The 22,874-nt window shown below is 72.3% G+C and carries 24 protein-coding genes and 1 pseudogene; 13 read left to right on the top strand and 12 right to left on the bottom strand.

Features of this window, described 5'->3' with window-relative positions; all coding sequences use genetic code 11:
* Positions 1-52 precede the first annotated feature (52 nt).
* The 6 genes from pdhA to B0I31_RS13380 all read left to right on the top strand — a co-directional run bounded on the left by pdhA (position 53) and on the right by B0I31_RS13380 (position 4,900).
* Positions 53-1,126 (top strand): pyruvate dehydrogenase (acetyl-transferring) E1 component subunit alpha, encoded by a 1,074-nt coding sequence (gene pdhA, locus B0I31_RS13405; RefSeq protein WP_106615679.1) that lies wholly within the window; start codon positions 53-55, stop codon positions 1,124-1,126.
* Positions 1,123-2,121: an alpha-ketoacid dehydrogenase subunit beta gene (locus B0I31_RS13400; RefSeq protein ID WP_106615678.1), complete on the top strand. Its 999-nt coding sequence runs from the start codon at positions 1,123-1,125 to the stop codon at positions 2,119-2,121. Before pdhA ends, B0I31_RS13400 begins: the two co-directional genes overlap by 4 nt.
* Positions 2,114-3,346, top strand: a complete 1,233-nt coding sequence (locus B0I31_RS13395) for a dihydrolipoamide acetyltransferase family protein (RefSeq protein WP_106615677.1) — start codon at positions 2,114-2,116, stop codon at positions 3,344-3,346. The genes B0I31_RS13400 and B0I31_RS13395 overlap by 8 nt, the downstream gene beginning before the upstream one ends.
* 76 nt (positions 3,347-3,422) lie before the next feature.
* Entirely contained in the window at positions 3,423-4,004 is a 582-nt protein-coding gene (locus tag B0I31_RS13390; RefSeq protein WP_181320145.1) for a GNAT family N-acetyltransferase, read from the top strand.
* Between the two features lie 7 nt (positions 4,005-4,011).
* On the top strand, positions 4,012-4,263 hold the full coding sequence (locus tag B0I31_RS13385) for a hypothetical protein (RefSeq protein WP_106615675.1): 252 nt from the start codon (positions 4,012-4,014) through the stop codon (positions 4,261-4,263).
* Positions 4,264-4,273: 10 nt separating this feature from the next.
* Positions 4,274-4,900: a histone deacetylase gene (locus B0I31_RS13380; protein ID WP_106615674.1), complete on the top strand. Its 627-nt coding sequence runs from the start codon at positions 4,274-4,276 to the stop codon at positions 4,898-4,900.
* Here the strand turns inward: B0I31_RS13380 and B0I31_RS13375 are convergent.
* From B0I31_RS13375 to B0I31_RS13360, 4 genes are read right to left on the bottom strand one after another with little or no spacing between them, the layout of a single operon-like run.
* Positions 4,875-5,918 (bottom strand): GDSL-type esterase/lipase family protein, encoded by a 1,044-nt coding sequence (locus tag B0I31_RS13375; RefSeq protein ID WP_106615673.1) that lies wholly within the window; start codon positions 5,916-5,918, stop codon positions 4,875-4,877. The two genes, B0I31_RS13380 and B0I31_RS13375, sit on opposite strands and share 26 nt — an antisense overlap.
* 6 nt (positions 5,919-5,924) lie before the next feature.
* The gene (locus B0I31_RS13370; RefSeq protein WP_106615937.1) at positions 5,925-6,569 is read right to left on the bottom strand and encodes an ABC transporter ATP-binding protein; all 645 of its coding nucleotides are present in this window, start codon (positions 6,567-6,569) and stop codon (positions 5,925-5,927) included.
* 50 nt (positions 6,570-6,619) lie between these two features.
* On the bottom strand, positions 6,620-7,285 hold the full coding sequence (locus B0I31_RS13365; protein WP_245949864.1) for an ABC transporter ATP-binding protein: 666 nt from the start codon (positions 7,283-7,285) through the stop codon (positions 6,620-6,622).
* Positions 7,278-9,740, bottom strand: coding sequence for a permease (locus B0I31_RS13360; RefSeq protein WP_106615672.1), 2,463 nt, complete (start codon positions 9,738-9,740; stop codon positions 7,278-7,280). The genes B0I31_RS13365 and B0I31_RS13360 overlap by 8 nt, the downstream gene beginning before the upstream one ends.
* A gap of 167 nt (positions 9,741-9,907) precedes the next feature.
* On the opposite strand from B0I31_RS13360, the gene B0I31_RS40600 reads away from it, so the two are divergent.
* Positions 9,908-10,075, top strand: a complete 168-nt coding sequence (locus B0I31_RS40600) for a hypothetical protein (protein WP_181320144.1) — start codon at positions 9,908-9,910, stop codon at positions 10,073-10,075.
* 74 nt (positions 10,076-10,149) lie between these two features.
* On the opposite strand, the gene B0I31_RS13355 is transcribed toward B0I31_RS40600, so the two are convergent.
* Positions 10,150-10,338, bottom strand: a complete 189-nt coding sequence (locus tag B0I31_RS13355) for a DUF3072 domain-containing protein (protein WP_106615671.1) — start codon at positions 10,336-10,338, stop codon at positions 10,150-10,152.
* Between the two features lie 142 nt (positions 10,339-10,480).
* On the opposite strand from B0I31_RS13355, the gene B0I31_RS13350 reads away from it, so the two are divergent.
* Positions 10,481-11,974 carry a chitinase gene (locus tag B0I31_RS13350; RefSeq protein ID WP_106615670.1) on the top strand — a complete coding sequence of 498 codons (1,494 nt, stop codon included), beginning with the start codon at positions 10,481-10,483 and terminating at the stop codon, positions 11,972-11,974.
* A 44-nt stretch (positions 11,975-12,018) separates the two neighbouring features.
* Here B0I31_RS13350 and metG read toward each other — a convergent pair whose 3' ends face one another.
* The 3 genes from metG to B0I31_RS13335 form a co-directional block, all read right to left on the bottom strand.
* Complete coding sequence (gene metG, locus B0I31_RS13345; protein WP_106615669.1) at positions 12,019-13,515, bottom strand: methionine--tRNA ligase; 1,497 nt, start codon at positions 13,513-13,515, stop codon at positions 12,019-12,021.
* Between the two features lie 177 nt (positions 13,516-13,692).
* Positions 13,693-14,469, bottom strand: coding sequence for a hypothetical protein (locus B0I31_RS13340; RefSeq protein ID WP_219910694.1), 777 nt, complete (start codon positions 14,467-14,469; stop codon positions 13,693-13,695).
* 141 nt (positions 14,470-14,610) lie between these two features.
* A complete protein-coding gene (locus B0I31_RS13335; RefSeq protein ID WP_106615668.1) occupies positions 14,611-15,231 on the bottom strand; it encodes an L-threonylcarbamoyladenylate synthase in 621 nt (206 codons plus the stop codon).
* A 228-nt stretch (positions 15,232-15,459) separates the two neighbouring features.
* On the opposite strand from B0I31_RS13335, the pseudogene B0I31_RS13330 reads away from it, so the two are divergent.
* The 3 genes and pseudogenes from B0I31_RS13330 to B0I31_RS13320 all read left to right on the top strand — a co-directional run.
* Positions 15,460-15,735 (top strand): annotated as a pseudogene (locus B0I31_RS13330) (MocR-like pyridoxine biosynthesis transcription factor PdxR); the annotation flags it as partial.
* Between the two features lie 223 nt (positions 15,736-15,958).
* Positions 15,959-17,050 (top strand): hypothetical protein, encoded by a 1,092-nt coding sequence (locus B0I31_RS13325; RefSeq protein WP_106615667.1) that lies wholly within the window; start codon positions 15,959-15,961, stop codon positions 17,048-17,050.
* A 193-nt stretch (positions 17,051-17,243) separates the two neighbouring features.
* Positions 17,244-18,062, top strand: a complete 819-nt coding sequence (locus B0I31_RS13320; protein ID WP_106615666.1) for a siderophore-interacting protein — start codon at positions 17,244-17,246, stop codon at positions 18,060-18,062.
* A 43-nt stretch (positions 18,063-18,105) separates the two neighbouring features.
* Here the strand turns inward: B0I31_RS13320 and B0I31_RS13315 are convergent, their stop codons facing one another.
* Entirely contained in the window at positions 18,106-18,723 is a 618-nt protein-coding gene (locus tag B0I31_RS13315) for a TetR/AcrR family transcriptional regulator (RefSeq protein WP_245949862.1), read from the bottom strand.
* Positions 18,724-18,815: 92 nt separating this feature from the next.
* On the opposite strand from B0I31_RS13315, the gene B0I31_RS13310 reads away from it, so the two are divergent.
* A complete protein-coding gene (locus tag B0I31_RS13310; protein ID WP_106615664.1) occupies positions 18,816-19,742 on the top strand; it encodes an NAD(P)-dependent alcohol dehydrogenase in 927 nt (308 codons plus the stop codon).
* Here B0I31_RS13310 and B0I31_RS13305 read toward each other — a convergent pair whose 3' ends face one another.
* Positions 19,743-20,888, bottom strand: coding sequence for an acyl-CoA dehydrogenase family protein (locus tag B0I31_RS13305; protein WP_106615663.1), 1,146 nt, complete (start codon positions 20,886-20,888; stop codon positions 19,743-19,745).
* A gap of 172 nt (positions 20,889-21,060) precedes the next feature.
* Entirely contained in the window at positions 21,061-21,612 is a 552-nt protein-coding gene (locus B0I31_RS13300) for an RDD family protein (protein ID WP_245949861.1), read from the bottom strand.
* Positions 21,613-21,715: 103 nt separating this feature from the next.
* On the opposite strand from B0I31_RS13300, the gene B0I31_RS13295 reads away from it, so the two are divergent.
* On the top strand, positions 21,716-22,072 hold the full coding sequence (locus B0I31_RS13295; protein WP_106615662.1) for a hypothetical protein: 357 nt from the start codon (positions 21,716-21,718) through the stop codon (positions 22,070-22,072).
* On the opposite strand, the gene B0I31_RS13290 is transcribed toward B0I31_RS13295, so the two are convergent.
* The gene (locus B0I31_RS13290) at positions 22,058-22,747 is read right to left on the bottom strand and encodes a DinB family protein (RefSeq protein ID WP_106615933.1); all 690 of its coding nucleotides are present in this window, start codon (positions 22,745-22,747) and stop codon (positions 22,058-22,060) included. The genes B0I31_RS13295 and B0I31_RS13290 overlap by 15 nt on opposite strands.
* Between the last annotated feature and the right edge of the window lie 127 nt (positions 22,748-22,874).

Raw genomic sequence — 22,874 nt, 5'->3', positions numbered from 1 at the left:
GACCATGCCCTCCATCTCGCCCGTTGAGACGCCGAGCCACCCGGAGGAGCCCATGGCCCGCACCCGCGCGCCCGAGCGGACGTTGCTGCCCAGCGACGAACCGCTGTCGCTGCTGCGCAAGGACGGCACGCCGGTGGACGACTCGCCGCTGTCCATGCCCGACGACGACGTGCTGGTCGAGCTGCACCGCCGGATGGTCGTCGGCCGCCGCTTCGACACCCAGGCCACCGCGCTGACCAAGCAGGGCAGGCTCGCGGTCTACCCGTCCTCACGCGGCCAGGAGGCGTGCGAGGTCGGCTCGGTGCTCGCGCTGCGCCCCGCCGACTGGCTGTTCCCGACCTACCGCGACTCCGTCGCCCTGGTCACCCGGGGCGTCGACCCGGCCGAGACGCTGACCCTGCTGCAAGGCGGCTGGCACCTCGGCTACGACCCGTACGAGCACCGCGTCGGCCCGCAGTGCACGCCGCTGGCCACCAACACGCTGCACGCGGTCGGCTTCGCGCACGCGGCCCGGCTCAAGGGCGAGGACACCGCGGCGCTGGTGCTGCTCGGCGACGGTGCCACGTCCGAGGGCGACACGCACGAGGCGCTGAACTTCGCCGGTGTGTGGCAGGCGCCGGTGGTGTTCCTGGTGCAGAACAACGGCTACGCGATCAGCGTGCCCATGTCCAAGCAGAACGCCGCGCCGTCGTTGGCGCACAAGGGCATCGGGTACGGCGTGCCGTCCGTGCTGGTGGACGGCAACGACGTGGCCGCCGTGTACGCGGTGGTGCGCGAGGCGCTGGAGTCGGGCGGCCCGACGTTGATCGAGGCGCTGACCTACCGGATCGAGGCGCACACCAACGCCGACGACGCCACCCGCTACCGCACGTCCGACGAGGTCGCCGCGTGGCTGGACCGCGACCCGGTGGACCGGTTGGAGGCCTACCTGACGGCACGGGGCCTGCTGGACAACGCCCGCCGCGCGGCGGTGGCGGCCGAGGCGGAGGAGTTCGCGGCATCCGTGCGGGCGAAGCTGAACGTCGACGTCGTGCCGTCACCCGACGACCTGTTCGAGCACGTCTACGCGACCACGCCCCGGCACCTGCGGGAGCAGGCCGCGGCGCTGCGGGAGGAACTGGCATGACCACGCAGGTTTCCTTGGCAGGCGCGCTGAACCGGGCGTTGGGCGACGCGTTGGCCGACGACCCGACCGTGCTGGTGTTCGGCGAGGACGTCGGCCCGCTCGGCGGCGTGTTCCGGGTGACGGACGGGCTGGCCGAGCGGTTCGGCGAGCAGCGGGTGTTCGACACGCCGCTGGCCGAGTCCGGCATCGTCGGCACCGCCATCGGCATGGCGATGAACGGCCTGCGGCCCGTGGTGGAGATGCAGTTCGACGCGTTCGCCTACCCGGCGTTCGAGCAGATCACCAGTCACCTGGCCAAGCTGCGCAACCGCACGCGCGGCCGGGTGGAGCTGCCGGTGGTGATCCGGGTGCCCTACGGCGGCGGCATCGGTGGCGTCGAGCACCACTGCGATTCGTCGGAGGCCTACTACACGCACACGCCGGGGCTGCGGGTCGTCACGCCGGGCACGCCCGACGACGCCTACCGGCTGCTGCGCGACTCGATCGCCTCACCGGATCCGGTGATCTTCCTGGAGCCGAAGCGGCGGTACTGGGCCAAGGGCGCGCTCTCGGATGAGCCGATCGGGTTCGACCGGGCGCTGGTGCGGCGCACCGGGCGGGACGTCACGCTCATCGCGTACGGGCCGATGGTGGCGACGGCGCTGGAGACGGCCGAGGCCGCCGCGGAGGAGGGCTGGGACGTCGAGGTCGTGGACCTGCGGTCGTTGTCGCCGTTCGACGACGAGACGGTGTGCGCTTCGGTGGTGAAGACCGGGCGCGCGGTGGTCGTGCACGAGGCGTCCGGGTTCGGCGGGTACGGCGCGGAGGTCGTGGCGCGGGTGACCGAGCGCTGCTTCCACCACCTGCACGCGCCCGTGCTGCGGGTGACCGGGTTCGACATCCCCTACCCGCCGCCGAAACTGGAGGAGCACCACCTGCCGAGCGTGGACCGCATCCTGGACGCCGTCGCCCGGCTGCAGTGGGACGACGAGGTCGTGGGGAGCTACCGTGCCTGACTTCCGGCTGCCCGACCTGGGCGAGGGGCTGACCGAGGGCGAGATCGTCGGCTGGCTGGTGTCGGTCGGCGACGAGGTGTCGATCGACCAGCCCGTGGTCGAGGTCGAGACGGCGAAGGCCGTGGTCGAGGTGCCTTGCCCGTACGAGGGCGTGGTGAGCGCGCGGTTCGGCGAGCCGGGGGAGAAGCTGGCCGTGGGATCCGTGCTGCTGACGGTCGGCGAGCCCGAGCAGTCGGGCAGCGGCAACGTCCTGATCGGCTACGGCACCTCCGAGACCCCGCGCCGCCGCCGACGCCGAGAGTCCAACGCTCAGCACGCGAGTGTCCAACGTTCGGAACACCCGAATTCAACACTCGGCACGCCCGAGCCGGCGACCGTTCCCGCCCCGCCGCCCGCGACCGCACCCGCCGTGATCTCGCCGCTGGTGCGGCAACTGGCCCGGGAGAACGGCCTCGCGCTCGACCGGATCGAGGGCACCGGACCCGGCGGCGTCATCCGGCGCGCCGACGTGGAACGCGAACTGGCCGCCCGCGCCACGCCCCTCTCGACGGAATCCGCCGGGCGACGCATCCCGTTGCGCGGCCTGCGCGGCGCGGTCGCCGAGAAGCTCGCCACCTCACGCCGCGAGATCCCCGAGGCGACTGTCTGGGTCGACGTCGACGCCACCGACTTCCTCGCCGCACGGGCCGCGCTGCCGACCGTGTCGCTGCTCGCCCTGCTGGCCCGCTTCACCGTGCTGGGCCTGAAGAAGTTCCCCGAGCTGAACTCCCGGGTCGAGGGTGACGAGGTCGTCGTCCTCGACCAGGTGCACCTCGGCTTCGCCGCCCAGACCGAACGCGGCCTGGTGGTGCCGGTCGTGCGGGACGCCCAGTCCCTCACCACCACCGAACTCGCCGCCGCCATCGCCGCGCACACCGCGTCGGCACGGGAAGGCAAGCTCACGCCCGCCGCGATGACCGGCGGCACGTTCACCGTGAACAACTACGGCGTGTTCGGCGTGGACGGCTCGGCCGCCATCATCAACCACCCGGAAGCCGCGATCCTGGGCCTCGGCCGCATCATCGACCGGCCGTGGGCGGTGGACGGTCAACTCGCCGTGCGCAAGGTCGCCCAGCTGACGCTCGCCTTCGACCACCGGGTGTGCGACGGCGGCACGGCGGGCGGGTTCCTGCGCTTCGTCGCCGACTGCGTGGAATCGCCGATCAAGGCCCTGGCGGACCTGTGAGGTGACGCTCGACAGCGCGGGAACGGGCGGCAAAACCGACGCGACGTCCTGGCCGGGTTTTCGTAGATTGACCGGCGTGACCAAGCCCGACTACCCCATCCGGACCCGGCGGCTGACCCTGCGGCCGTTCACGCCCGACGACTTCGCCGCGCTGCACTCGTGGCAGTCGCGCCCGGACGTCGTCCGCTACCTCTACGGCGAGGCCCGCACCCCCGAGGAGACCACCGGCAGCCTGGCCCTCAAGGCGTCGGTGACGTGGCCGGAGAAGGAGGGCGACCACCTGGCGCTCGCGGTGGAGAAGGACGGCGTGGTCATCGGCGAAGCCGTGCTCAAGTGGCTCAGCGAGGCACACCGGCAGGGCGAGGTCGGCTACATCTTCCACCCCGACCACCACGGCCACGGCTACGCCACCGAAGCCGCCGCCGCCATGCTCGACCTCGGCTTCACGCACCTCGGCCTGCACCGGATCGTCGCGTCCTGCGACGCGTTCAACGAGCCGTCGTGGCGGGTGATGGAACGGCTCGGCATGCGCCGCGAAGCCCACTTCCGCCACAACGAGGTCTTCAAGGGCGACTGGGGCGAGGAGTTGATCTACGCGATCCTGGAGGACGAGTGGCACCGGATGGCGGACAGCCGGTGGCGGGGCGACGGCGCATGATGGCCGGATGCAGAGGTTCACGGAGGACAGCGGCGCCTACGAGCACTGGCTGGCACTCAACCAGGACCAGTACGTCATCAACGCCGAGCGCAGCCTGAACCCGGACAACCTCATGCTCCACCGCGCCTCCTGCCACACGATCAACGGCACACCGGCCCGCGGCACCACGTGGGTCGGCAGCTACGTCAAGGTCGTCGGCACCCGCACCGAGCTGGAGCACGAGCACCCGACCGCGCGCGCCTGCCGCCACTGCCTGTGAGGGCGCGGCCATGTCGCGCCGGTTGGTCTGGTACGTCAGCTACGGGTCGAACATGCGCGCCGAGCGGTTCGCCTGCTACCTCACCGGTGGCACGCCGGTCGGCGCCACGCGCGGCTACCCGGGCTGCCGCGACACCAGCCCGCCCCTGGCGACCAGGCCGGTGGAGGTGCCCGGCGGGATCTACTTCGCCACCGAGTCGCCCGTCTGGCTCGGCGGGCGCGCGTTCTACGACCCCGACCTGCCCGGCACCACCGCCGCCCGCGCCTACCTGGTCACCACGGCGCAGTTCGCCGACGTCGCCGCCCAGGAGATGTACCGCGAACCGGGCACCGACCTCGACCTGACCGTGGTGATGGCGGACGGCAGGCACGCCCTCGGGCCCGGCCGCTACGAAACGCTGCTCCACCTCGGCGAGCACGACGGCCACCCCGCGCTCACGTTCACCGCACCGTGGAGCGCGGCCGACGTCGAGCACACCAAGCCCTCGGCCAACTACCTGACCATGCTCGCGACCGGCCTCGCCGAGTCGCACGGCTGGACCGCCGAGCGGATCGCCGCCTACCTCGCCCGCCGAACCCCGTACTGGACCGCGGCCGACATCGCGGCGCTGGTCAGTCCTCCGCCTCCACCGCGGTGAGGTTGCCGTCCTCGCCGGCGACGCACGACGCCTCCCGCGCCGTCGTGGCCAGGAACTCCGACATGCACCGGCCGAACTGCTCGTAACCCCGGTCGTTGGGGTGGAACGACTCCTGCAACGCGTGCCGGGCCCGTGCCTCGTCCCGCAGGCCGTCGAAGTCGATCGTGAGCCGGGTGAACCACTCCTGGTCCATCTCGTCGCCACCCGTGCACGCCTCGCGCTTCTCACCCGCCTTCGACAGGTCGAGGAACCGCGCCTCCGCCGCCTTCGCCGCCGTCCGCAAGCCCTCCGACAGCTGCTCGACCGCCTCGTCCCGCACCCACTGCAGGTCACCGGTGCGCAGCGGACAGCCGGCCAGGTTCTGCAGGTCGAACGGCAGACCCGGCGCGACCGGCGCGGCGTAGGACTGCAGCACCAACGTGTACGAGCGGGGCGTGTAGCCCTCGTCCTGCAATACCCGGCGGACGTCGCGCAGCGCGCGCTCCACCTTCGGCGTCATCCGCTCGACCCGGGCCTTCCACTCGTCGGCCATGGCCTTCGCGCAGTCCACGCGGCGCTCGATCCACGCCCGCAGGCACGCCCCGAGCACGTCGGCGAACCTCGGGTCGTCGTTCGCGCCGACCGCCACCACGACCACCGACACCCGGTACTCGCGCGCGATCGCGGCCAGCTGCCTGGCCTGCGAGCCCTCGGTGTTGCGCACCTGGTCGGTGAGGCCGACCTGCTCGGCGTTCGCGCCGGAACAGGCCAGGTTGAACACCCGGTCCACGCCCTCGACGCGCGTGTGGTGCACCGACGCCTTCGTCGACCGGTGGCACCAGTTGCCGTTCTCGCCGTTGGTGCCCGGCTCGTAGGACCCGGCGCCCTCACCGGCCATGGTGCTGTCGCCGAGCGCCACGACGGCCCGCGGCGCGTCCCGCTTCGGCCCCGGCAGCGCCGGGTACGGCGAGTCGCTGACCAGCAGCAACAGGGCGAGCAACGGGAAGACCAGGGCAACGGACACGGATCGGCGCGACATCGACGCCTATCCTACGGAGATCCGCCCGCCGCTGAGCACCAGCGTGCGGTCCGCCGCCCGGTGCACCTCGTCGTGGTGCGTGGCGACCAGCACCGCCGCACCGGCGTCGGCAGCCCGCCGCAGCACCCGCACCGCCGTGGGCGCGCTGCGCTGGTCGAGGTGCGCGGTCGGCTCGTCGGCCAGCAGCACCTTCGGCTCGCCGACCACGGCCCGGGCCAGCGCGGCCCGCTGCTGCTGCCCGAACGACACCTCGGCCGGGTACCGCCGCGCCAGCTCGCCGATGCCCAGCTCGTCCAGCAGCGCGGTCACCCGGTCGAGGGAACCGCCGGTGCGGCCGAGCCGGATCGGCAGCGCCACGTTCTCCGCCAGCGTCAGCTCACCGGCCAGCCCCAACGCCTGCGGCAGCAACGCGCACACCCGCCACGACGGCGGCGACGTCAGCACCTCGCCCGCCATCTCCACCGCGCCCGAGTCCGCCCGGTCGAACCCCGCCAGCACCGCGAGCAGCGCGCTCTTGCCCGACCCGGACGGTCCGGACAACGTCACCAGCTCACCGGCCGCCACCTCCAGGTCGACCCCGCGCAGCACGTGCACCGGCCCGCTCGCGTGCCGGAACGTCCGCTCGATCCCCTTCGCCCGCAACGCCGTCATGCCGTCGACGCCGGTCACGCCGTCGAGGTCCGCCCTGCCGTCCACGTCCGTCATGCCGCCAACGCCCCGTTCCGCAGGTCGAACCTCGTGTCCGCCAGCGCGATCAGCCTGGGGTCGTGCGAGGCCACCACGACCGGCACGCCCCGCCGCGCCAGGTCGGCCAACGTTTCCAGCACCAGGTCCGCCGACGACGTGTCCAGCTGCGAGGTGGGCTCGTCCGCCAGCACGACCGTCGCCTCGCGCGCCAACGCGCACCCGAACGACAGCCGCTGCTGCTGCCCACCCGACATCGCCGACACCTTCCACCCGGCCGTGCCCGGCAGCCCCAACTGCGCCAGCAGCTCGTCCACCCGCGCGACCCGACCCGCCGCCTGCGCCGCCGCCCGCAGGTTGTCGCCCACGTCCAGGTGACCGATCAGGTTGTCCGCCGGGTTCTGCAGCACCAGGGCGATATCGCGCCGCCGCAGCTTGCGCCGCGCACCGGACGACAACCGCGCCGTGCCCATCCCACGCAGCTCCACCCCGCCGCGCGTGGGCCGTTCCACCAGGCTCAACACCCGCAGCAACGTCGACTTGCCCGACCCGGACGGCCCGGCCAGCACCGTCAACCCCGTCGCGGGCACGTCCAGCGACACGTCCGACACCGCGGTCACCGCACCGGCGGGGGTGCGGTAGTCCACGCCCACCTCGCGCAGCCGCAACACGTGCTCACCCACGGATCAGCTCTCCGATCTTCGCCGAACGCACCGCGCGCACCGCGATCCACGCCGCCACCAGCACCACCAGCACGCTCCCCACCGCCGTCGTCACCAGCAGCGGCAGGACGTCGGGCACCTGCGGGCCCGGGGTGAGCCGTGGCGCGGGATCCAGCTTCGGCACGGTGAAGCCGCTGCTGACCGCGCTCGCGGCCAGGCCGACCAGCACCGCCGCACCCGCCACCGCGCCCAGTTCCAGCAGGTGGCTGCGCAGCATCGCGGCCGGGAGCAGGCCCATCCGGGTGCTGAACGCGCCGGACAGCGCGTTCTGCCGCCGCCGCACCTCGACCGCCAGCAGCAGCGCGATCGACGCCACCACCGCCAGCACCGCGCCCAGCGCCGTGACGAACCCGAACGTCCACTGGATCGTCAGGAACGGCAGGCCCTGCACGGCCCTGCTCTTCTCGTCGAGGTTGCGCGACAGCTTCACGCCGTCCGCCGACAGGGCCGCGGTCACCTCGGCCAACGGCCTGCTCGACCACACGTACCAGGAGCCGACCTCGTCGCGGTCGGAGATCCGGTCGACCGGCACCACCCAGCCCGCCGTGCCCAGCTTCGGGAACGTCGGCACCCAGGCGGTCGGCGCGATCGGCGGCAACCCGGGCAGTCGCACCTCGCGGCGCGGCACGTTGCCCACCCGCAGCGGCTCGTCCAGCAGCGCCGGGTCGATCTCGAACGGGAACGCGCCGTCGCGGAACGTCCTCGGGTCGACCACCAGCGCCGTGCGGTCGTACTGCTTGACGAAACCCACGATGGTGGAGTTCCCGCGCAACGCCGCCGGCAGCTCGGTGACCTCCGACGGGATCTGGGCGTAGCTGTTCGCACCCGTGTACATGCCGGACTTCACCTCCAACGCGGTCTCCTGCGACCCGGCGATGGCGGTGCCGACCGCCATGGTGCCGACCGCCAGCACACCCACCAGCAGCACACCGGTCACCGGCCCGGCGCCCGCCGCGAGCCGCCGGATCGCCAGCTGCGCGGCCGGCGTCGACCACAGCTCCGCCCGGTGCGACGCGGCCAGCGCCCACCGCGCCAGGCGTGCCGTCACCAGTGCCGCGGTGAGCACGACCAGCAACGGGAACGCCAGCGCGGCGGCGTCGATGCGCGGCAGGGCGCCGACCTTCGTGGTGGTGGACAGGCCGCTGTGCTGCACCCGGTCCCACGCCCACACCGCCAGCCCGGTGGTGGCCAGCTCCCACGGCACGGCGGTGAGCACCTTGCGCAGCCGGTTGCCTCGGCCCGCGACCTGGAACATCCGGTGGGTGCGCGACGCTCCGGTGGCGAGCGTGACCACGAGGCTCAGCACCACGACCACCACCACGGCCACCGCCGCCGTCGTGGTGGTGCCCGGCGGCAGCACCTCCGAAGGTGCGTAAACGGGCAGCAGCAAGCGGGCCGTGCCGAACCCGAGCGCGCCGCCGACCACCAGCGGCAGGCCCAGTTCCAGCACGCCACGGCCGCCGAGCGCGAGCGGCCCGGCGCCGCGCACCCACAGCAGCCGCAGCTCCGACTGGCGCCGCTGCGCCCACTGCACGGTCACCGTGGCGACGCCCGCCAAGCCGATGAGCAGGCTGATCAGGGTGAGGCCGAGGACGGCGGAGCGCACGTTCGCCACGGTCTGCCTGGCGTTCTCCACCGGCAGGACCAGCGGCGAGACCACCCGGTTGTAGTCGCCGGTGAGCGGGGCGACGCGCGCGGTGCCCTCGGCGAGCAGGGCCGCGGCCTCGTCCACCGTGCGCGGCACGTCGGCCGGGAACCGCACGCTCATGTCGGTCACGCCGGCGATCTCGGGCGGCAGCGCGGCGAACGACTCCGCGCTGGGCATCCACACCACGCCGGTCGCCAGCTCGTCGCGGTCGAGCACGTTGGGTATGACGAAGTGGCGTTCGGAGCACCACCACTCGGGCAGCGGGTCGATCTGGTCGGCGTAGATCGCGGTCACCGGTGGCAGCCTGCCGCCCATCCCGCGCCCGCCCAGCTCCAGGCCGATGGTGTCGGCGATGCTCTTCGGCACCCACAGGCCGTCCTTGGCGCCGCCTTCGAGCACCTGGAGGTGGTCGGTGGCGCCGGGCCGGTAGCCGAACTTGGCCTCGGTCGGCAGGCCGCCGAAGTCGGCGCGCTGCTCGCGGACGTAGGTGCCGATCAGCGGTTCATGGTGCGGCACCGCCTCCCTGACCGCCTGGATCTTGCCGGCGACGTGCTCGTGCGGGATGCCGGTGGCCTCCAGCGACGGGTGCAACGCCTCCTCGCACAGCCGCTCCCGCTGGTAGTCGACCGCGGCGCTGCCGGAGGCGGCCGAGTGCAGCACGGCGGCGGCCACCACGAAGCTCAACAACAGCGCGGTGACCACGCTGACCAGCAACGTCAGCGGACTCGACAGGGCCGCGCGCGGTGCGGCTCGCCACGGGATCTGCACCTGCGCACGGTAACCGGCGATCCCTCCGGACAGGAGAGTTTTCGTGACCGGCGTTCATCCTCCGGACAACGTCCGGACAACGTGTCCTGTTGTCCGGAGTCGGGGTCCGAAGCCGGACACGCGGGCTGCTCCGGTTGGCGCCGGCCCGTTCGGGGTACCGGGACGGCATGGAACCGAACGTGCTGAAGAAGTCACTCGCCGTGCTGGTCAGCGGTGCGGCGCTGTTCCTCACCCTCGGCGCCGGGTGTGAGAACGAGGGCGACGGTGACAACGACAACCAGCCGGGCGTCGAGCAGCAGGACGAGCAGGACGGCGAGCAGGAAGACGACAACTGACCGCGTGCGGCACGTCGGCGACGGCGTGCCGCACCCGCGTCATCAGCCCCGCGAGCCGCGCTGCGTCATCACCGTCACCGACCCCGGCCTGTTTTCTCCTGCAGCCGGTCGATCAGCTGCGAGGCCTCGACCTTGGTCAGCCGTTCCGGCACCTCTTCGCCCGCCTCCTGCGCCAACGTGCGCAGGTAGGACTCCTGCGGCCCGGTCATCGGCTCGTCGCCGGTCGTCCAGTCCTGGGGGTCCTTCTCCGGGTTGCGGTCCACGTGCCTCTCCTTCCCTCGAACGCCGGTTCGAGGTACCCGCTGGGCCGTTCGGTCAACCACTCGCGACGTGGCCTTGACAGACCGATGGTGGTCTAGTCCAATTTCCCCACACCTGGAGGCCGCCACCGCTGGGAGGAGACGTATGTCGCGAAGAGTCCTGTTCGCCAGGGTGGCCGCGGTGGGGGCGTTGGTGGTCGCGGCGGCGGCGGTCGGCTTCGCGCCCGCGTACGCCGCGTCGGTCACCGCCACGTTCACCAAGTCGTCGAGCTGGGACACCGGCTACACCGCGCAGTTCTCGATCAAGAACGAGACCAGCGCGACCCTCTCCGGGTGGAAGGTCGAGTTCGACCTGCCCGCCGGGACGACGGTCGGCGCCTACTGGGACGCGTTGCAGACCAACTCGTCCGGGCACTACACGTTCACCCACCGCGAGTACAACGGCAGCGTCGCTCCCGGTGCCACGGTGACGTTCGGCTTCAACGCCGCGGGCACCGCGAGCCCGGCCAACTGCAAGATCAACGGTGCGTCGTGCGCCGGTTCACCGACCACGACGACAACCACCACGACCACCACTACTACGACAACCACGACTACTACGACCACCACCACGCCACCGGTCACCGGCCTGCCGAAGCGGGTCCTGGTCGGCTACCTGCACGCGAGCTTCGCCAACGGCTCCGGGTACATCCGGATGAAGGACGTCTCCGACGACTGGGACATCGTCAACCTGTCGTTCGCCGAACCGACCTCCGCCACCTCCGGCGACCTCCGCTTCGCCCAGTGCCCCGTCGCCGAGTGCCCGAACGTCGAATCCGAGGCCGAGTTCATCGCGGGCATCCGGGACAAGCAGGCCAAGGGCAAGAAGGTGCTGATCTCCATCGGCGGCGCGAACGGCCAGGTGCAGCTGTCCACCACGGCCGCGCGCGACGCGTTCGTCCGCTCCGCGTCGGCGATCATCGACAAGTACGGCCTGGACGGCCTGGACGTCGACTTCGAGGGCCACTCGCTGTCCCTCAACGCGGGCGACACCGACTTCCGCGCGCCGACCTCGCCGGTGATCGTCAACCTCATCCAGGCGTTGAAGACGCTGAAAGCCCGCTACGGCGCGAAGTTCGTGCTCACCATGGCCCCGGAGACGTTCTTCGTGCAGGTCGGCTACCAGCACTACGGCGGTGGTGGCGGCGCCGACCCGCGGGCGGGCGCGTACCTGCCGGTGATCCACGCGCTGCGCGACGACCTCACGCTGCTGCACGTCCAGCACTACAACTCCGGGCCGATCATGGGCCTGGACAACCAGTACCACTTCATGGGCGGGCATGATTTCCACGTCTCCATGGCGGACATGGTGCTGGCCGGGTTCCCCGTGCGCGGTGACGCGACGAAGGTGTTCCCGGGCCTGCGGCAGGACCAGGTGGCCATCGGCCTGCCCGCGAGCATCAACGCGGGCAACGGGTTCACGTCCGTCGCCGAGGTGCACAAGTCGCTGGACTGCCTGATGAAGGGCGCGAACTGCGGCACCTACAAGCCGAAGGCCGTCTACCCGAACCTGCGCGGCCTGATGACGTGGTCGGTCAACTGGGACCGCTACAACGGTTTCGAGTTCTCCCGCTCGCACCGCGCCTACCTGCCCAGGTAGGCGCCACCGCGGATCCGCCGGCGCACCACCCGGCGGATCCGCGGTCACAGCCTCGGGAACAGCGGTTGCGGCTGGGGGAGCTGACCCGTCAGCGTCACGCACTGCTCGGAGATCCGCGTGGCCAACGTCGGCAGGAACGGGGTCAGCTCGGTGGACAGGACGCGGCACGCGGTCAGCAGCGCCGTGATGGCCGAGTCGAGCCGCCGTCCCGCCGTGACCTCGCCGCCCCGTTCGGCACGGGCCAGGTCCCACGGGCGCACCCGCTCCACGTAGCGGTTGGCCTCCTCCACGATCCGCCACACCGCCGCCGTCGCCCGCCGGAAGTCGAAGTCGGCGATGGCGGCGTGCACCAGGTCCGGCGCGTTCCGGCACGCCCGCGCCAGCGGCTCGGCCCCGGGATCCGGTGCGGCACCGACAGGCGGTCGGCCCTCGCGGTAGCGGTGGACCATGACGGTGACCCGGTTGACCAGGTTGCCCAGGCCGTTGGCCAGGTCCTCGTTCGCGCGGGCGACCAGGCGTGCCTCGGTGAAGTCCGCGTCGCCGACGCGCGGCACGTCCCGCAGCAGCCACCACCGCACGGCGTCGGCGCCGTACCGGTCCGACAGCGCCACCGGGTCGACCACGTCGCCGGTCGACTTGCTGATCTTGCGGCCATCGGTGGTGAGGTAGTCGTGCACCAGGATGTCGGTCGGCAGCGGCTCGCCGGCGGACAGCAGCATCCCCAGCCAGTACACGGCGTGGAAGCGGACCACGCCCTTGCCGATCACGTGCACGCGCCGGTCGCCCTCCACCCACCAGCGGCGGTAGTTCGAGCCGTCCGCGCCGTAGCCGAGGCTGGTGATGTAGTTGCCCAGCGCGTCCCACCACACGTAGACGACCTGGTCCGGGTCGCCGGGCACGGGGATGCCCCAGCCGTGCGCGCGGGCACGTGAGCGGGAGATGGAGAAGTCGCGCAGCCCGGCGGCGAGGAACGCCAGCACCTCGTTGCGGCGGGCGGCGGGCTCGATCCGGACCGTGCCGTCGGTGATCAGGTCGCGGAGCCGGTCGGTGTAGCGGGAGAGGCGGAAGAACCAGTTCTCCTCGGACACCTGCTGAGGCTCGACGTCGTGCTCGGGGCACTTGCCGCCCACCAGCTCGGCCGGTGTGTAGAACTGCTCGCAGCCGACGCAGTACAGGCCCTCGTAGTGCTTGCGGTAGAGGTCGTGCGCGCACGCCCGCCACAGCCGTTCGACACCGGCGCGGTGCCTGGCGTCACGGCTCGTGCGGAGGAAATCGGTGAACGACAACGCCAGCGGCTCGCGCAAACCGGCGAACGCCGCCGCGTTGCGGTCGACCAGCTCATCGGTGGACAGGCCTTCCGCCCGCGCGGCCAGCACGTTCTTCAGCGAGTTGTCGTCGGTCCCGGTCAGGAACCGCACCCGGTCGCCGCGCTGGCGGTGGTGCCGGGCCAGCACATCGGCCTGCACGAACTCCAGCGCGTGCCCCAGGTGCGGGCGCGCGTTGACGTACGGGATGGTGGTGGTCACGTAGTAGCGCGACATCGGAACCTCCTGGTGCGGGGGCTCCGGCCGAGACCCCCTGGGACGGGGGCCTCGGACTCGTCATCCGTGCAGCGTCGGCCGCCCCGCGTGGCGGGGCGCCATGACCGGCGACGACGAGGACATGGCGGCGACGCTAGCAGCGCCACCGCCCGTCCCGCGCCTGGTTTTCCTCCGGCTCTAGCAGCCGATGCGGTCGGTGCCGAGCGCGATGTCGTCCAGCCAGATGTCGTAGCTGCCCTCGTTGGGCTGGTAGAGCTGCCAGCCCAGCTTGACCGTGTCGAACTCGGGGAACAGGAAGTCGACCTGGTTGCCGCCGTGCTCGCGGGTCGAGACGGTCAGGTCCGGGTTCGGCTTGCCGTCGAACCACAGCGTGATCCGGTTGTCGGAGGCGTCCATCCGCCACTCGACGCACTGCCACACGCCGGCCTTCGACGGCGCCGACTCGCGCCAGTTCGTCCAGTCGCCGGTCGGGCCGCCGTCCGCGCCGACGCCCCACAACGCCTTGTCCAGCGTGGGCACGTACTGGCCGCCGAGCGGGCGCACCACCTCCGGGCCGCTGCCCGTGGCCTCGATCAACGTGTAGTGCGCCCAGTCCGGCGCGTCCGGGAACGCCTCGACGCGCACCCGGACCCGGCCGTAGAAGCTGTTGCCCGGCGCGGCGAAGTCGTCGACCTTGAGGAACGCCCGGCCGTTGCCCTCGGCGCGCACGTGCAGCACCTTCTGGCCGCGCCGGTCGCGTTCGACCTCCAGCGAGCCGTTGCGGGTGTCCACGCCCCACTTGAGGCTGGTGCCCGCGCCCGTGGGCACGTGCTGGAAGTCCTCGCAGAACAGCAGGCCGGCCCGCTCGCACGTCTTGAGCCGGTGATCATGGTTCGGACCGGCGGCGTCCGCGACCGGGAGGGCGACGACCGACAGCAGGGCGGCGAGGACCGCCGTGGACAACCGTTTCCGCACGGGTAGCTCCTTCTGCGCTGAGGGGGCAGCAGGAAGCTATCGGCTCTGGGAACGCTCCCATAGCCCTGGGTGGCGCAACGCCACTGAGCCGTTCGCTGGATGTGCTCGAGGTTCGTGGACTCTGCCCGACGTCGCGGGGCGCTACTCGAACCGGGACGGGTCGCCCGCGCCGTGCCGGACGACCTCCGGCTCGCCCTGGGAGAAGTCGACCACGGTCGTCGGCACGGTTCCGCAGTCACCCGCGTCCAGCACCGCGTCGACCACGTGGTCCAGCCGTTCCTTGATGTCCCAGCCGTGGACCAGCGGCTCGTCCTGGTCGGGCAGGAGCAGCGTGCTGGACAGCAGCGGCTCGCCGAGCTGCGCCAGCAGCGCCTGCGCCACCGGGTGGTCGGGGATGCGCGCGCCCACGGTCTTCTTCTTCGCGTGCATCAACCGGCGCGGCACCTCGGTGGTCGCCGGGAGGATGAACGTGTAGCTGCCCGGGGTGGCCGCCTTGATGGCCCGGAAGACCGCGTTGTCCACGTGCACGAACTGCCCGAGCTGGGAGAAGTCGCGGCACATGAGCGTGAAGTGGTGCCGGTCGTCCAAGTGCCGGATCTGCCGGATCCGGTCCAGGCCCGCTTTGTTGCCCAGTCGGCAGCCCAGCGCGTAGCAGGAGTCGGTCGGGTAGGCGATCAGGCCGTCCGACTTGATCAGCTCCACCGCTTGGTCGATGGACCTGCGCTGCGGGTTCACCGGGTGCACGTCGAAGTACCTGGCCATGCGGGGAGCCTAGTAGTCCGTCCGGCTGCGCGCGTGTCCTGGTGTGTGTTCGGAGCGTGTAGGCGCGAAGAGATCAGAAGCTTGAAAAGCGTCCTCGCCGGACGGGTCGTCCTCAGGCGAACGCCGGCATCGTGCCGAGTCCACGCCAGGTAGAAGAGGTAGGCGACGCCGAGGTGCTTGAGGGCCTGGAACGCGGGCGTGCTCGCGTTCAGCAGCGCGGCCGGCCCGCGCAGGCGCGACGCCATGATCGCGGCGATCGGGCGGCACCTGCCCGGCGCGGTCGTGCACGGCGCCGCCGCCGGGCTGCACCTGCTGATCACCTTCGACGACGGCGTGTCCGACACCGACCTCGCCGCCGCGGCCCTCGCCCGCGGTGTGAAGGCGCAGCCCTTGTCGTGGCACCGGCAGCGGCCCGGCCGACCGGGGCTGGTCCTCGGCTACGGCGCGAGCGCGCCGACCGACATCGTCGACGGCGTCGCCGCGATCGCGGACGCCCTGCGGTGAACGGTAACGGTGATTCCGATAACGGCTCAGAATTTCCTTACCGTCAGCGGGAAATCACACTATCGCGTGGATGATGTGCACGGTCGGCTTTTGTTGATCATCCTAAGTGGACGTGGCGGGCCGGCCGGGTCACGATGAGGTGGACGCCGGGACGTCGGGCGCGGAGATCCTGCGGCACTCCCGGGCACTTCACGCTCTTCGTCGCGAAAGCAGAACACCACTCATGACCGCACAGGCACCCACGAAGACCCCGGATCGAGAGCACGACCGCCGTCCGCTGCCCGTCCACCTCGTCGGCTCGCTGCCGCACCCGCTGTGCGACGATCCCGCCACCGCCATGGACTGGTTCCTCCGGCACCGGGGCGACGCCGCGCTGACCGCCCTGCCGTCCGACCGCGACCCGCGGTGGATCATCGACTGGCTCACCCACCACATGTCCGCCGTGCCGTCGCTCGAACAGGTGCGCGGCGGCGCGAGCCGCGGCTACGACGACATGCCGTACTACCGCGTCCGGCCGGGTCAGCGGCTGTGCGCGGAGGAGGTCGGCCTGTCCCGCGTCGAGCAGGCCGAGGCGGCGTTCGCGGCGCTGGACCGCTTGCCCATCACCGGAACCGGTGAACCGCTGCGCGTGCAGGTGGGCATCCCCAACGCGCTGGACCTGGCGGCGTTCGCGTTCGGCTCGATCGACGCCGCCCGCGAGTGGATGCCCACCATGCAGACCGCGGTGGTGCACGAGGTCACCGAACTGGTCGCCCGGTGGGGCGACCGGCTGCAACTCCAGCTGGAAACGCCCGCCGTGCTGGTGGCCTACCACCTCACCCCGCCGGAGGCCTGGCCGATGCTGACCACCGACCTCAGCCGCCAGGTCGCCGACGTCCTGGCCGCCGCACCGCGCACCCGGTGGGTGCTGCACCTGTGCTACGGAGACCTGGAGCACGTGCCGGTGTTCGTCCCGGAGGACCTGGAACCGCCGGTGCGCTTCCTCAACGCGCTGGCCGAGGCGCTGGCCGGACGGGGAGTCCCGATGCCGACCGTGCACCTGCCGGTGACCAGCGGTGACAGCCCGCCGCCCACCGACCCGGCGTTCTACGACGGACTGCGGCACCTGCGGCCCGGGGTGGACGTCATCGCGGGCGTGGTCGCCGAGGACCACCCCGAGGAGACGCGTGAAGCGCTGCGGCTCACCGAGGAGGCGCTGGGTGCGCCGGTGGCCGGTGTCGCCGCCGCGTGCGGGTACGGCCGGCGCACCGAGGACGCCGCCGCGGCGAACCTCGGGCTGGCCGCCCAGCTGGCCCGGGAGTGGAGCCTGCGCTGACGGGTGGGGCGGGGACCGGACCGAGGCCGGCCCCCGCCCGCTGGATCGTGACGGCGTGGCGGAAGCGGTGGTCGGAACGGCGCGTGCTGGGAGCGCTCCCGAGATGCGTGCGGTGGGTGAAGGGCGGCGGCGGGCGGCCGGCACGTACGGTGAAAGCTGGTTGCGCCGTTCGAATCACCGAGGAGTACGCGACATGGCCGAACGGTCCCGGGGCAGGAGCGGGCGCGTGGTGCGCACCGAGTGGATCGCGCCGCGGATGATCCGCGTGGTGCTCGGCGGGGAAGGGCTCGCGGACTTCGCCGTCGGTCCCTACACCGACAGCTACGTCAAGCTCGCGTTCCCGCTGGACGACGTGCTCTACCCCGAGCCGTTCGACCTCGGCGCGATCCGCGCGACGATGCCCCGCGACCAGTGGCCGCGCACCCGCACGTACACCGTGCGCAGGTGGGACGCCGAGGCTGGCGAGCTGTGGCTCGACTTCGTCACGCACGGCGACTCCGGCGTGGCCGGTCCGTGGGCCGCGAAGGCCCAGCCGGGTGACGTGCTGCACTTCGCCGGTCCCGGTGGCGGGTACGCGCCCGACCCGGACGTCGCGTGGCACCTGATGGCCGGTGACGAGAGCGCGTGGCCCGCGATCGCGGCGGCGCTGGAGGCGTTGCCCGCCGGTGCGCGGGCGGAGGTGTTCGTCGAGGTCGACGGCCCCGAGGACGAGCAGGAAGTCCGGTCGGCGGGCCGGGTGGAGCTGCGGTGGCTGCACCGCGACGGCGGTCCGCGCGGGCGCCGGGTGGTGGACGCGGTGAAGGAGTTGGCGTTCCCCGAGGGCGTGGTCCAGGTCTTCGTGCACGGCGAGGCGGACATGGTCAAGGACCTGCGCGGGCACCTGAAGCTGGAGCGGGGCGTGCCGCGCGAGCAGATGTCGATCTCGGGCTACTGGCGGCTCGGCGCGGACGAGGACGGCTGGCAGTCGTCCAAGGGCGAGTGGAACCGGCGGGTCGAGCAGGAGCAGGGCTGAGCGCTCGGTTGGGGTTTTCCCGCACCCGAGATCCCATGGGCGCTCAGCCGAGGGCGTCGCGCAGGCCGAGGCTGACCGGTGGGGGTAGCGGGTCGCGTGCCTGGAACGCCTGCAGGAAGTAGGCGACCAGCCGTCGTGACGCGGCCACGGCGGCCTCCACCGAGTCGGTGACCAGGCCGTTGTTGGCCATCAGCACGAGCGTCAGGTCGTCGGTGGTGAAGTCGGGCCGCAGCCTGCCCGTCGCCTTGGCCCGCGTCACCACCCCGGCGAACGCCTCCTCGGCCATCGCGCGCATCCCGTCCACCGGCACCGCTTCCGGGAACGCGGTCAGGAACGCCGCGCTGAACCCCCGGTCCCTGGCCTGCATCTCGCACAGCTTCTCCACCGCCCGGCAGAAGCCGCGCCACGGGTCGGGGTCCTCCGCCGCCCCGCGCACCTCGCCCGTGCAGGCTTCGAGCTGTTCCGCGAACACCTCCCGGACCAGGGCGTCCTTGGTCGGGAAGCGGCGGTAGAGGGTGGCCACGCCCACCCCGGCCCGGCGGGCGATCTCGGTCATCGAGACGTCCAGCCCGTCAGCGGCGAACGTCTCCCGCGCCGAGGCCACGATGCGGTCGCGGTTCTGGCGTGCGTCCACGCGCAATTGAGTCTTCTCACCGGCCACGCCTCTCACTTTAGCCCAAGTGGAAGGCTCCTTCCGTTTTCCGTGTTAGCGTCGAAGTGGAAGGCAGCTTCCACTTGTGCGAGAGGTGAGGGATGCGTGCAGCGCTGTTCGACCGGTACGGGCCGCCGGAGGTCTTGTACGAGGGCACCGTGCCCGACCCGGAGGTCCGGCCGGGGCACGTCCTGGTGCGCGTCCACGCGGCCAGCGTCAACGGCGGCGAGCTGATGGGCCGCTCGGGGCGGCTGAAGCTCCTGCTCGGCCGGGAGTTCCCCAAGCGGGTGGGCATCGACTTCGCGGGCGAGGTCGTGTCCGGCCCCGGTTTCGCGCCGGGCGCGCACGTGTGGGGAGGACTGCCCCGCGGCCGGTTCGGCAGCGCCGCCGAGTACGTCGTCGTGCGCCCGCGCCAACTCGCGCCCAGCCCGGCGGGCCTCGACCTGGTCCAGGCCGCCGCACTGCCGGGCGTCGGCACCACCGCGATCACCGCCCTGCGCGACAAGGCGCGGCTGCGCCGGGGTGAACGGCTGCTGGTGCGCGGCGCGAGCGGGGGAGTGGGCAGCGTCGCCGTGCAGCTGGGCAAGGCCTACGGCGCGCACGTCACCGCGTTGGCGGGCAAGGCGACGCTCGACTTCGTCCGCGAACTCGGTGCCGACGAGGCGATCGACTACCGCACCGACCCGGCCGACCTCGGCCGCTTCGACGTCGTCCTCGACACCCGCGGCAGCACGCCCGGCGCGTACCGCCGCCTGCTCGGGCCCGGTGGCCGCATGGTCGGCATCGCCTTCCGCTCCGCCGCGGACGTCGGCTACCTGCTCGGGTCCGCGGTGTTCGGCCCGCGCCGCGTCCGGTTCTTCAGCGGCAACCCGAAGACGGAGCTGTTCGCCGACCTCACCGCGCTGGTCGAGAGCGGCGCGGTCCGGCCGGTGGTCGACGCGGTCCACCCGCTCGCCGACGTCGCCGCGGCACACCGCGCGCTGGAAGCCGGTGGCGTGCGCGGCAAGCACGTGCTCCGGATCGGGTGATCAGACGAACGGGCTGACGGTGTTCTCCGCACCGACCAGGAACGACCCGTAGAGCTCCAGGTTCACCTGGGGGAGCAGCATCCCGTGACGGGCGGCCACGTTCGCGTCACGCCAGATCCGCTGCAACGGGCTGGCATCGGCGAAGCCGCGCGAACCGTGCGCGTACATCAGCTTGTCGAGCGCGTCGGTCACGTGGCGCACGGCCACGGAGGCGTCGGCGCGGCAGCGGGCCCGGAGCAGCTCGGGCGGGTAGGTGGACTCGGCGGCGTGCCGGTCGAGCAGGTCCGCGGCGCGGTAGGCGTGCAGCTCGGCGCTGTCCACGGCGGAAGCGGCCTCCGCGACCAGGAGCTGGAACGCGGCCGAGTCGCGTTGCCGGTCGAAGCCGGTGTAGGCGATGCCCTTGTCCGCACTGGCGTCGATCACGTGCGCCAGGGCCGCACGGCCGAGCCCGAGCAGGGGGCCGCTGACCATGACCACGAGCGAGGGCACGAACGCGGCGCGGAACGTGGCGGCGGTGGCGGACGTGGCGTTGGCGCCCGCCACCAGCCGGCCGAGCCGCAGCACGCGGTGGTCGGGCACGAACGCGTCCCGCACCACGAAGCGGTTGCTGCCGGTCGACTTCATCCCGGCCACGTACCACTCGTCCACGACCTCGAAGTCCTCGCGCGGCACCAGCAGCCACGCCAGGCCGTCCTCCACGGTGGCCGCCGCCAGGCCCCACGAGGCGTGCCCGATGCCGGAGGCGTAGGTCCAGGCGCCGCTGAGCCGGTAACCGCCGGGCACGGGCTCGGCCGTACCGGTCGGCATCAGCGTGCCGCTGATCAGGGCGTCCGGGTCGGTGCCCCACACGTCGTCCTGCGCCTGCCCGGGGTACAGCGAGGTGATCCAGCTGCTGCCGTTCCACAGCGCCGTCGACCAGCTCGCGCCGCCGTCGAGCCGGGCCACCGCCGACGACAGGTCCAGGTGCGTGCGGATCGAGGCGTCCTCGCCGCCGTACCTGGTGGGCCGGGCGACGCGGAACGTGCCCGCGTCCCGCAACGCCGCCACGGTGTCGTCGGCCAACCGGCGGTCCTCGTCGGCCCGCGCGGCGGCGTCGGTCAAGCGCGGTGCGAGGGCGGCGATCGCGTCCAGGACGGCGGAACTCATCACGAACCCCCGGGAACCGACGACTGCGGGTGAGTGGTCGATCCTCCCACCGCGGGTCGCCGCGCCGGAGCGCCCATTCGCGTGGCCGCACCCCGCCGAACGGGTCGGCGTCCCGGTCCCCGGCGTGACCGTCCACTGTGGACTGTCCGCGGCCGGCCTGCCGGCTCGTGGGCTACCGGTGGCCGGCGGCGCGCAGTCGATCGGTGTCCCGGCGGTCGATGCTGACCCGGACCGGTGATCCGGGCGGTGAGCCGCCGGCGACCGCGCCGACGACGAACGTGCCGATCAGCAACGGCAGCAGCACGGTGCGGACCATCATCGCCCACGGCGCCTTCCACCCGATCCGGCCGCCGTCGGACAACCGCACCAGCCGGGTACCGGTGAGCACGGCGCCGAGGGCACGGCCGTTGCCGTAGCACAGGCCGTACAGCAGGGGCGCGGCCAGCGGTGTCACGAGGAAGGCCACGGCCAGCTGGTTGTCGCTGACGGCGCCCGAGCTGTACGGCACGCTGACGATGGCGTAGCCGAGGCCGACCACGAGCAGGAAGACCACGAAGTCGACCAGCCACGCGAACGTCTGGCGCAGCGCACCGGCCCGGACGTACAGGGTGCCGTCGTCGAACGGCTCGATGCGCGCGGCGGCCCGTGGCCCGAGGACGGGCGCCATCTCGGCCCGGACGAGCTCCAGCCTGGTCGGCGGCCGGGTGATACCGGGAGCGGCCACGAGGTCCTCCAGTCGGTTCGGGACCCGGCACATTCTGCACGACGTCGAATAGCGGCGGGCGGCATACGTATGATCCGGGTTCCACGACCCAGGGGGACGGGACATGAACTCGGATCCGCACGCCCGCCTCCGCGGCACGTCGCAGCACCCGCCGACCGTGCCGCCGAAGGCCGGGTTCGTCCCCTACCTCCTCGCGCACCTGGCGTTCGCGCTCGTGCTGTTCGTGGTCGTGACGATCTTCGTCCCGACCGGGGGCCCGCTCTCGTTCGGCGCGCTGCTCCTGGACTACGCCACCGTGCACATGCCGGTCCCGTTGCTGCTCTCGGCACTGCTGTCGTGGCTGCTCACCCGACGCATGAGGGCGCCGTTCTGGGCACTGCTGCTGCTCGCCGCGCCGTTCTACATGGGCGCCCTGTTCATCTACGAAATGGGTCTGCTGATGGCGTCAACCCAGCAGTGAGCCCAGATCGCGCTCGGCGTAGAGCCGGTGCTCCCACTCCTCGTTGAGCACGATCCGCAGGCAGTCCTCGACGGGGAAGTGCTCCGCCCGCGGCCAGCCCGCCTCGGTGCGGGTCACGTGGGCGGTCAGCTGCTCGTCGGTGAGCGAGTCCACGACGCGGCGGACCATCGCCTGCCGTTCACGCCGCACCGCCAGCACCTCCTCCAACGACGGCCGGGCCTCGCGGTCCCACGGGATGCCGTCCCACCCGGGCGCCTGGTCCCACGGCAGGTCCAGCGGGTGCCACGGCGACGGGTTCCCGAGCACCATCCGGCCGACCCAGGCCGCATTGGCGAAGTTGAGGTGCCGCAACGTCTGGATGAACGACCACTCGCCGTCGACGCCGCGGTGCAGCTCCGACTCCGGCAACGTCCTCGCCTTCGCGACGGTGCCCTCCCACAGCCGCTCCAGGATCGCCCACGCCGCGCGGAACCCCTCGGCGTCGTCCGGCCGCATCTTCGCCCGCTCGGGCAGGCGGCGGTCCAGCTCGGCTTCCACCAGCGGCGCGATGTCCACGCCGTTCACCACGACGTTCACCAGTTCGCCGCTGATCTCGACGTCGACCAGCTCGGCACCGCGCAGCCGCACGCGCTCCACGCGCACGCCGGCCAGGTCCTGATCACGGAACACGGTCATGGCATCACGGTAGGACCGGCCGGCGACCGCGTCGACGCCGCCGGAGCGCGCCATCGCCGGTGCGCGGCCCGGCCGCCGCCGGCCGTCACCTGTCCGAGGTATGCGAACGGGGCGGTTCCGGTCTACC

Origin of the sequence: Saccharothrix carnea (assembly GCF_003014735.1) — a bacterium.
In the GTDB taxonomy this organism is placed as follows: Bacteria; Actinomycetota; Actinomycetes; order Mycobacteriales; family Pseudonocardiaceae; genus Actinosynnema; species Actinosynnema carneum.
This window is presented reverse-complemented; position numbering and strand designations above follow the sequence as displayed.

Excerpts from the sequence above, each read along its gene's own strand:
- pdhA (WP_106615679.1), top strand. The coding sequence starts at position 53 with ATGGCCCGCACCCGCGCGCCCGAGCGGACGTTGCTGCCCAGCGACGAA.
- B0I31_RS13400 (WP_106615678.1), top strand. The coding sequence starts at position 1,123 with ATGACCACGCAGGTTTCCTTGGCAGGCGCGCTGAACCGGGCGTTGGGC.
- B0I31_RS13385 (WP_106615675.1), top strand. The coding sequence starts at position 4,012 with ATGCAGAGGTTCACGGAGGACAGCGGCGCCTACGAGCACTGGCTGGCA.
- B0I31_RS13380 (WP_106615674.1), top strand. The coding sequence starts at position 4,274 with ATGTCGCGCCGGTTGGTCTGGTACGTCAGCTACGGGTCGAACATGCGC.
- B0I31_RS13375 (WP_106615673.1), bottom strand. The coding sequence starts at position 5,918 with ATGTCGCGCCGATCCGTGTCCGTTGCCCTGGTCTTCCCGTTGCTCGCC.
- B0I31_RS13370 (WP_106615937.1), bottom strand. The coding sequence starts at position 6,569 with ATGACGGCGTTGCGGGCGAAGGGGATCGAGCGGACGTTCCGGCACGCG.
- B0I31_RS40600 (WP_181320144.1), top strand. The coding sequence starts at position 9,908 with ATGGAACCGAACGTGCTGAAGAAGTCACTCGCCGTGCTGGTCAGCGGT.
- B0I31_RS13350 (WP_106615670.1), top strand. The coding sequence starts at position 10,481 with ATGTCGCGAAGAGTCCTGTTCGCCAGGGTGGCCGCGGTGGGGGCGTTG.
- metG (WP_106615669.1), bottom strand. The coding sequence starts at position 13,515 with ATGTCGCGCTACTACGTGACCACCACCATCCCGTACGTCAACGCGCGC.
- B0I31_RS13335 (WP_106615668.1), bottom strand. The coding sequence starts at position 15,231 with ATGGCCAGGTACTTCGACGTGCACCCGGTGAACCCGCAGCGCAGGTCC.
- B0I31_RS13325 (WP_106615667.1), top strand. The coding sequence starts at position 15,959 with ATGACCGCACAGGCACCCACGAAGACCCCGGATCGAGAGCACGACCGC.
- B0I31_RS13320 (WP_106615666.1), top strand. The coding sequence starts at position 17,244 with ATGGCCGAACGGTCCCGGGGCAGGAGCGGGCGCGTGGTGCGCACCGAG.
- B0I31_RS13310 (WP_106615664.1), top strand. The coding sequence starts at position 18,816 with ATGCGTGCAGCGCTGTTCGACCGGTACGGGCCGCCGGAGGTCTTGTAC.
- B0I31_RS13305 (WP_106615663.1), bottom strand. The coding sequence starts at position 20,888 with ATGAGTTCCGCCGTCCTGGACGCGATCGCCGCCCTCGCACCGCGCTTG.
- B0I31_RS13295 (WP_106615662.1), top strand. The coding sequence starts at position 21,716 with ATGAACTCGGATCCGCACGCCCGCCTCCGCGGCACGTCGCAGCACCCG.
- B0I31_RS13290 (WP_106615933.1), bottom strand. The coding sequence starts at position 22,747 with ATGACCGTGTTCCGTGATCAGGACCTGGCCGGCGTGCGCGTGGAGCGC.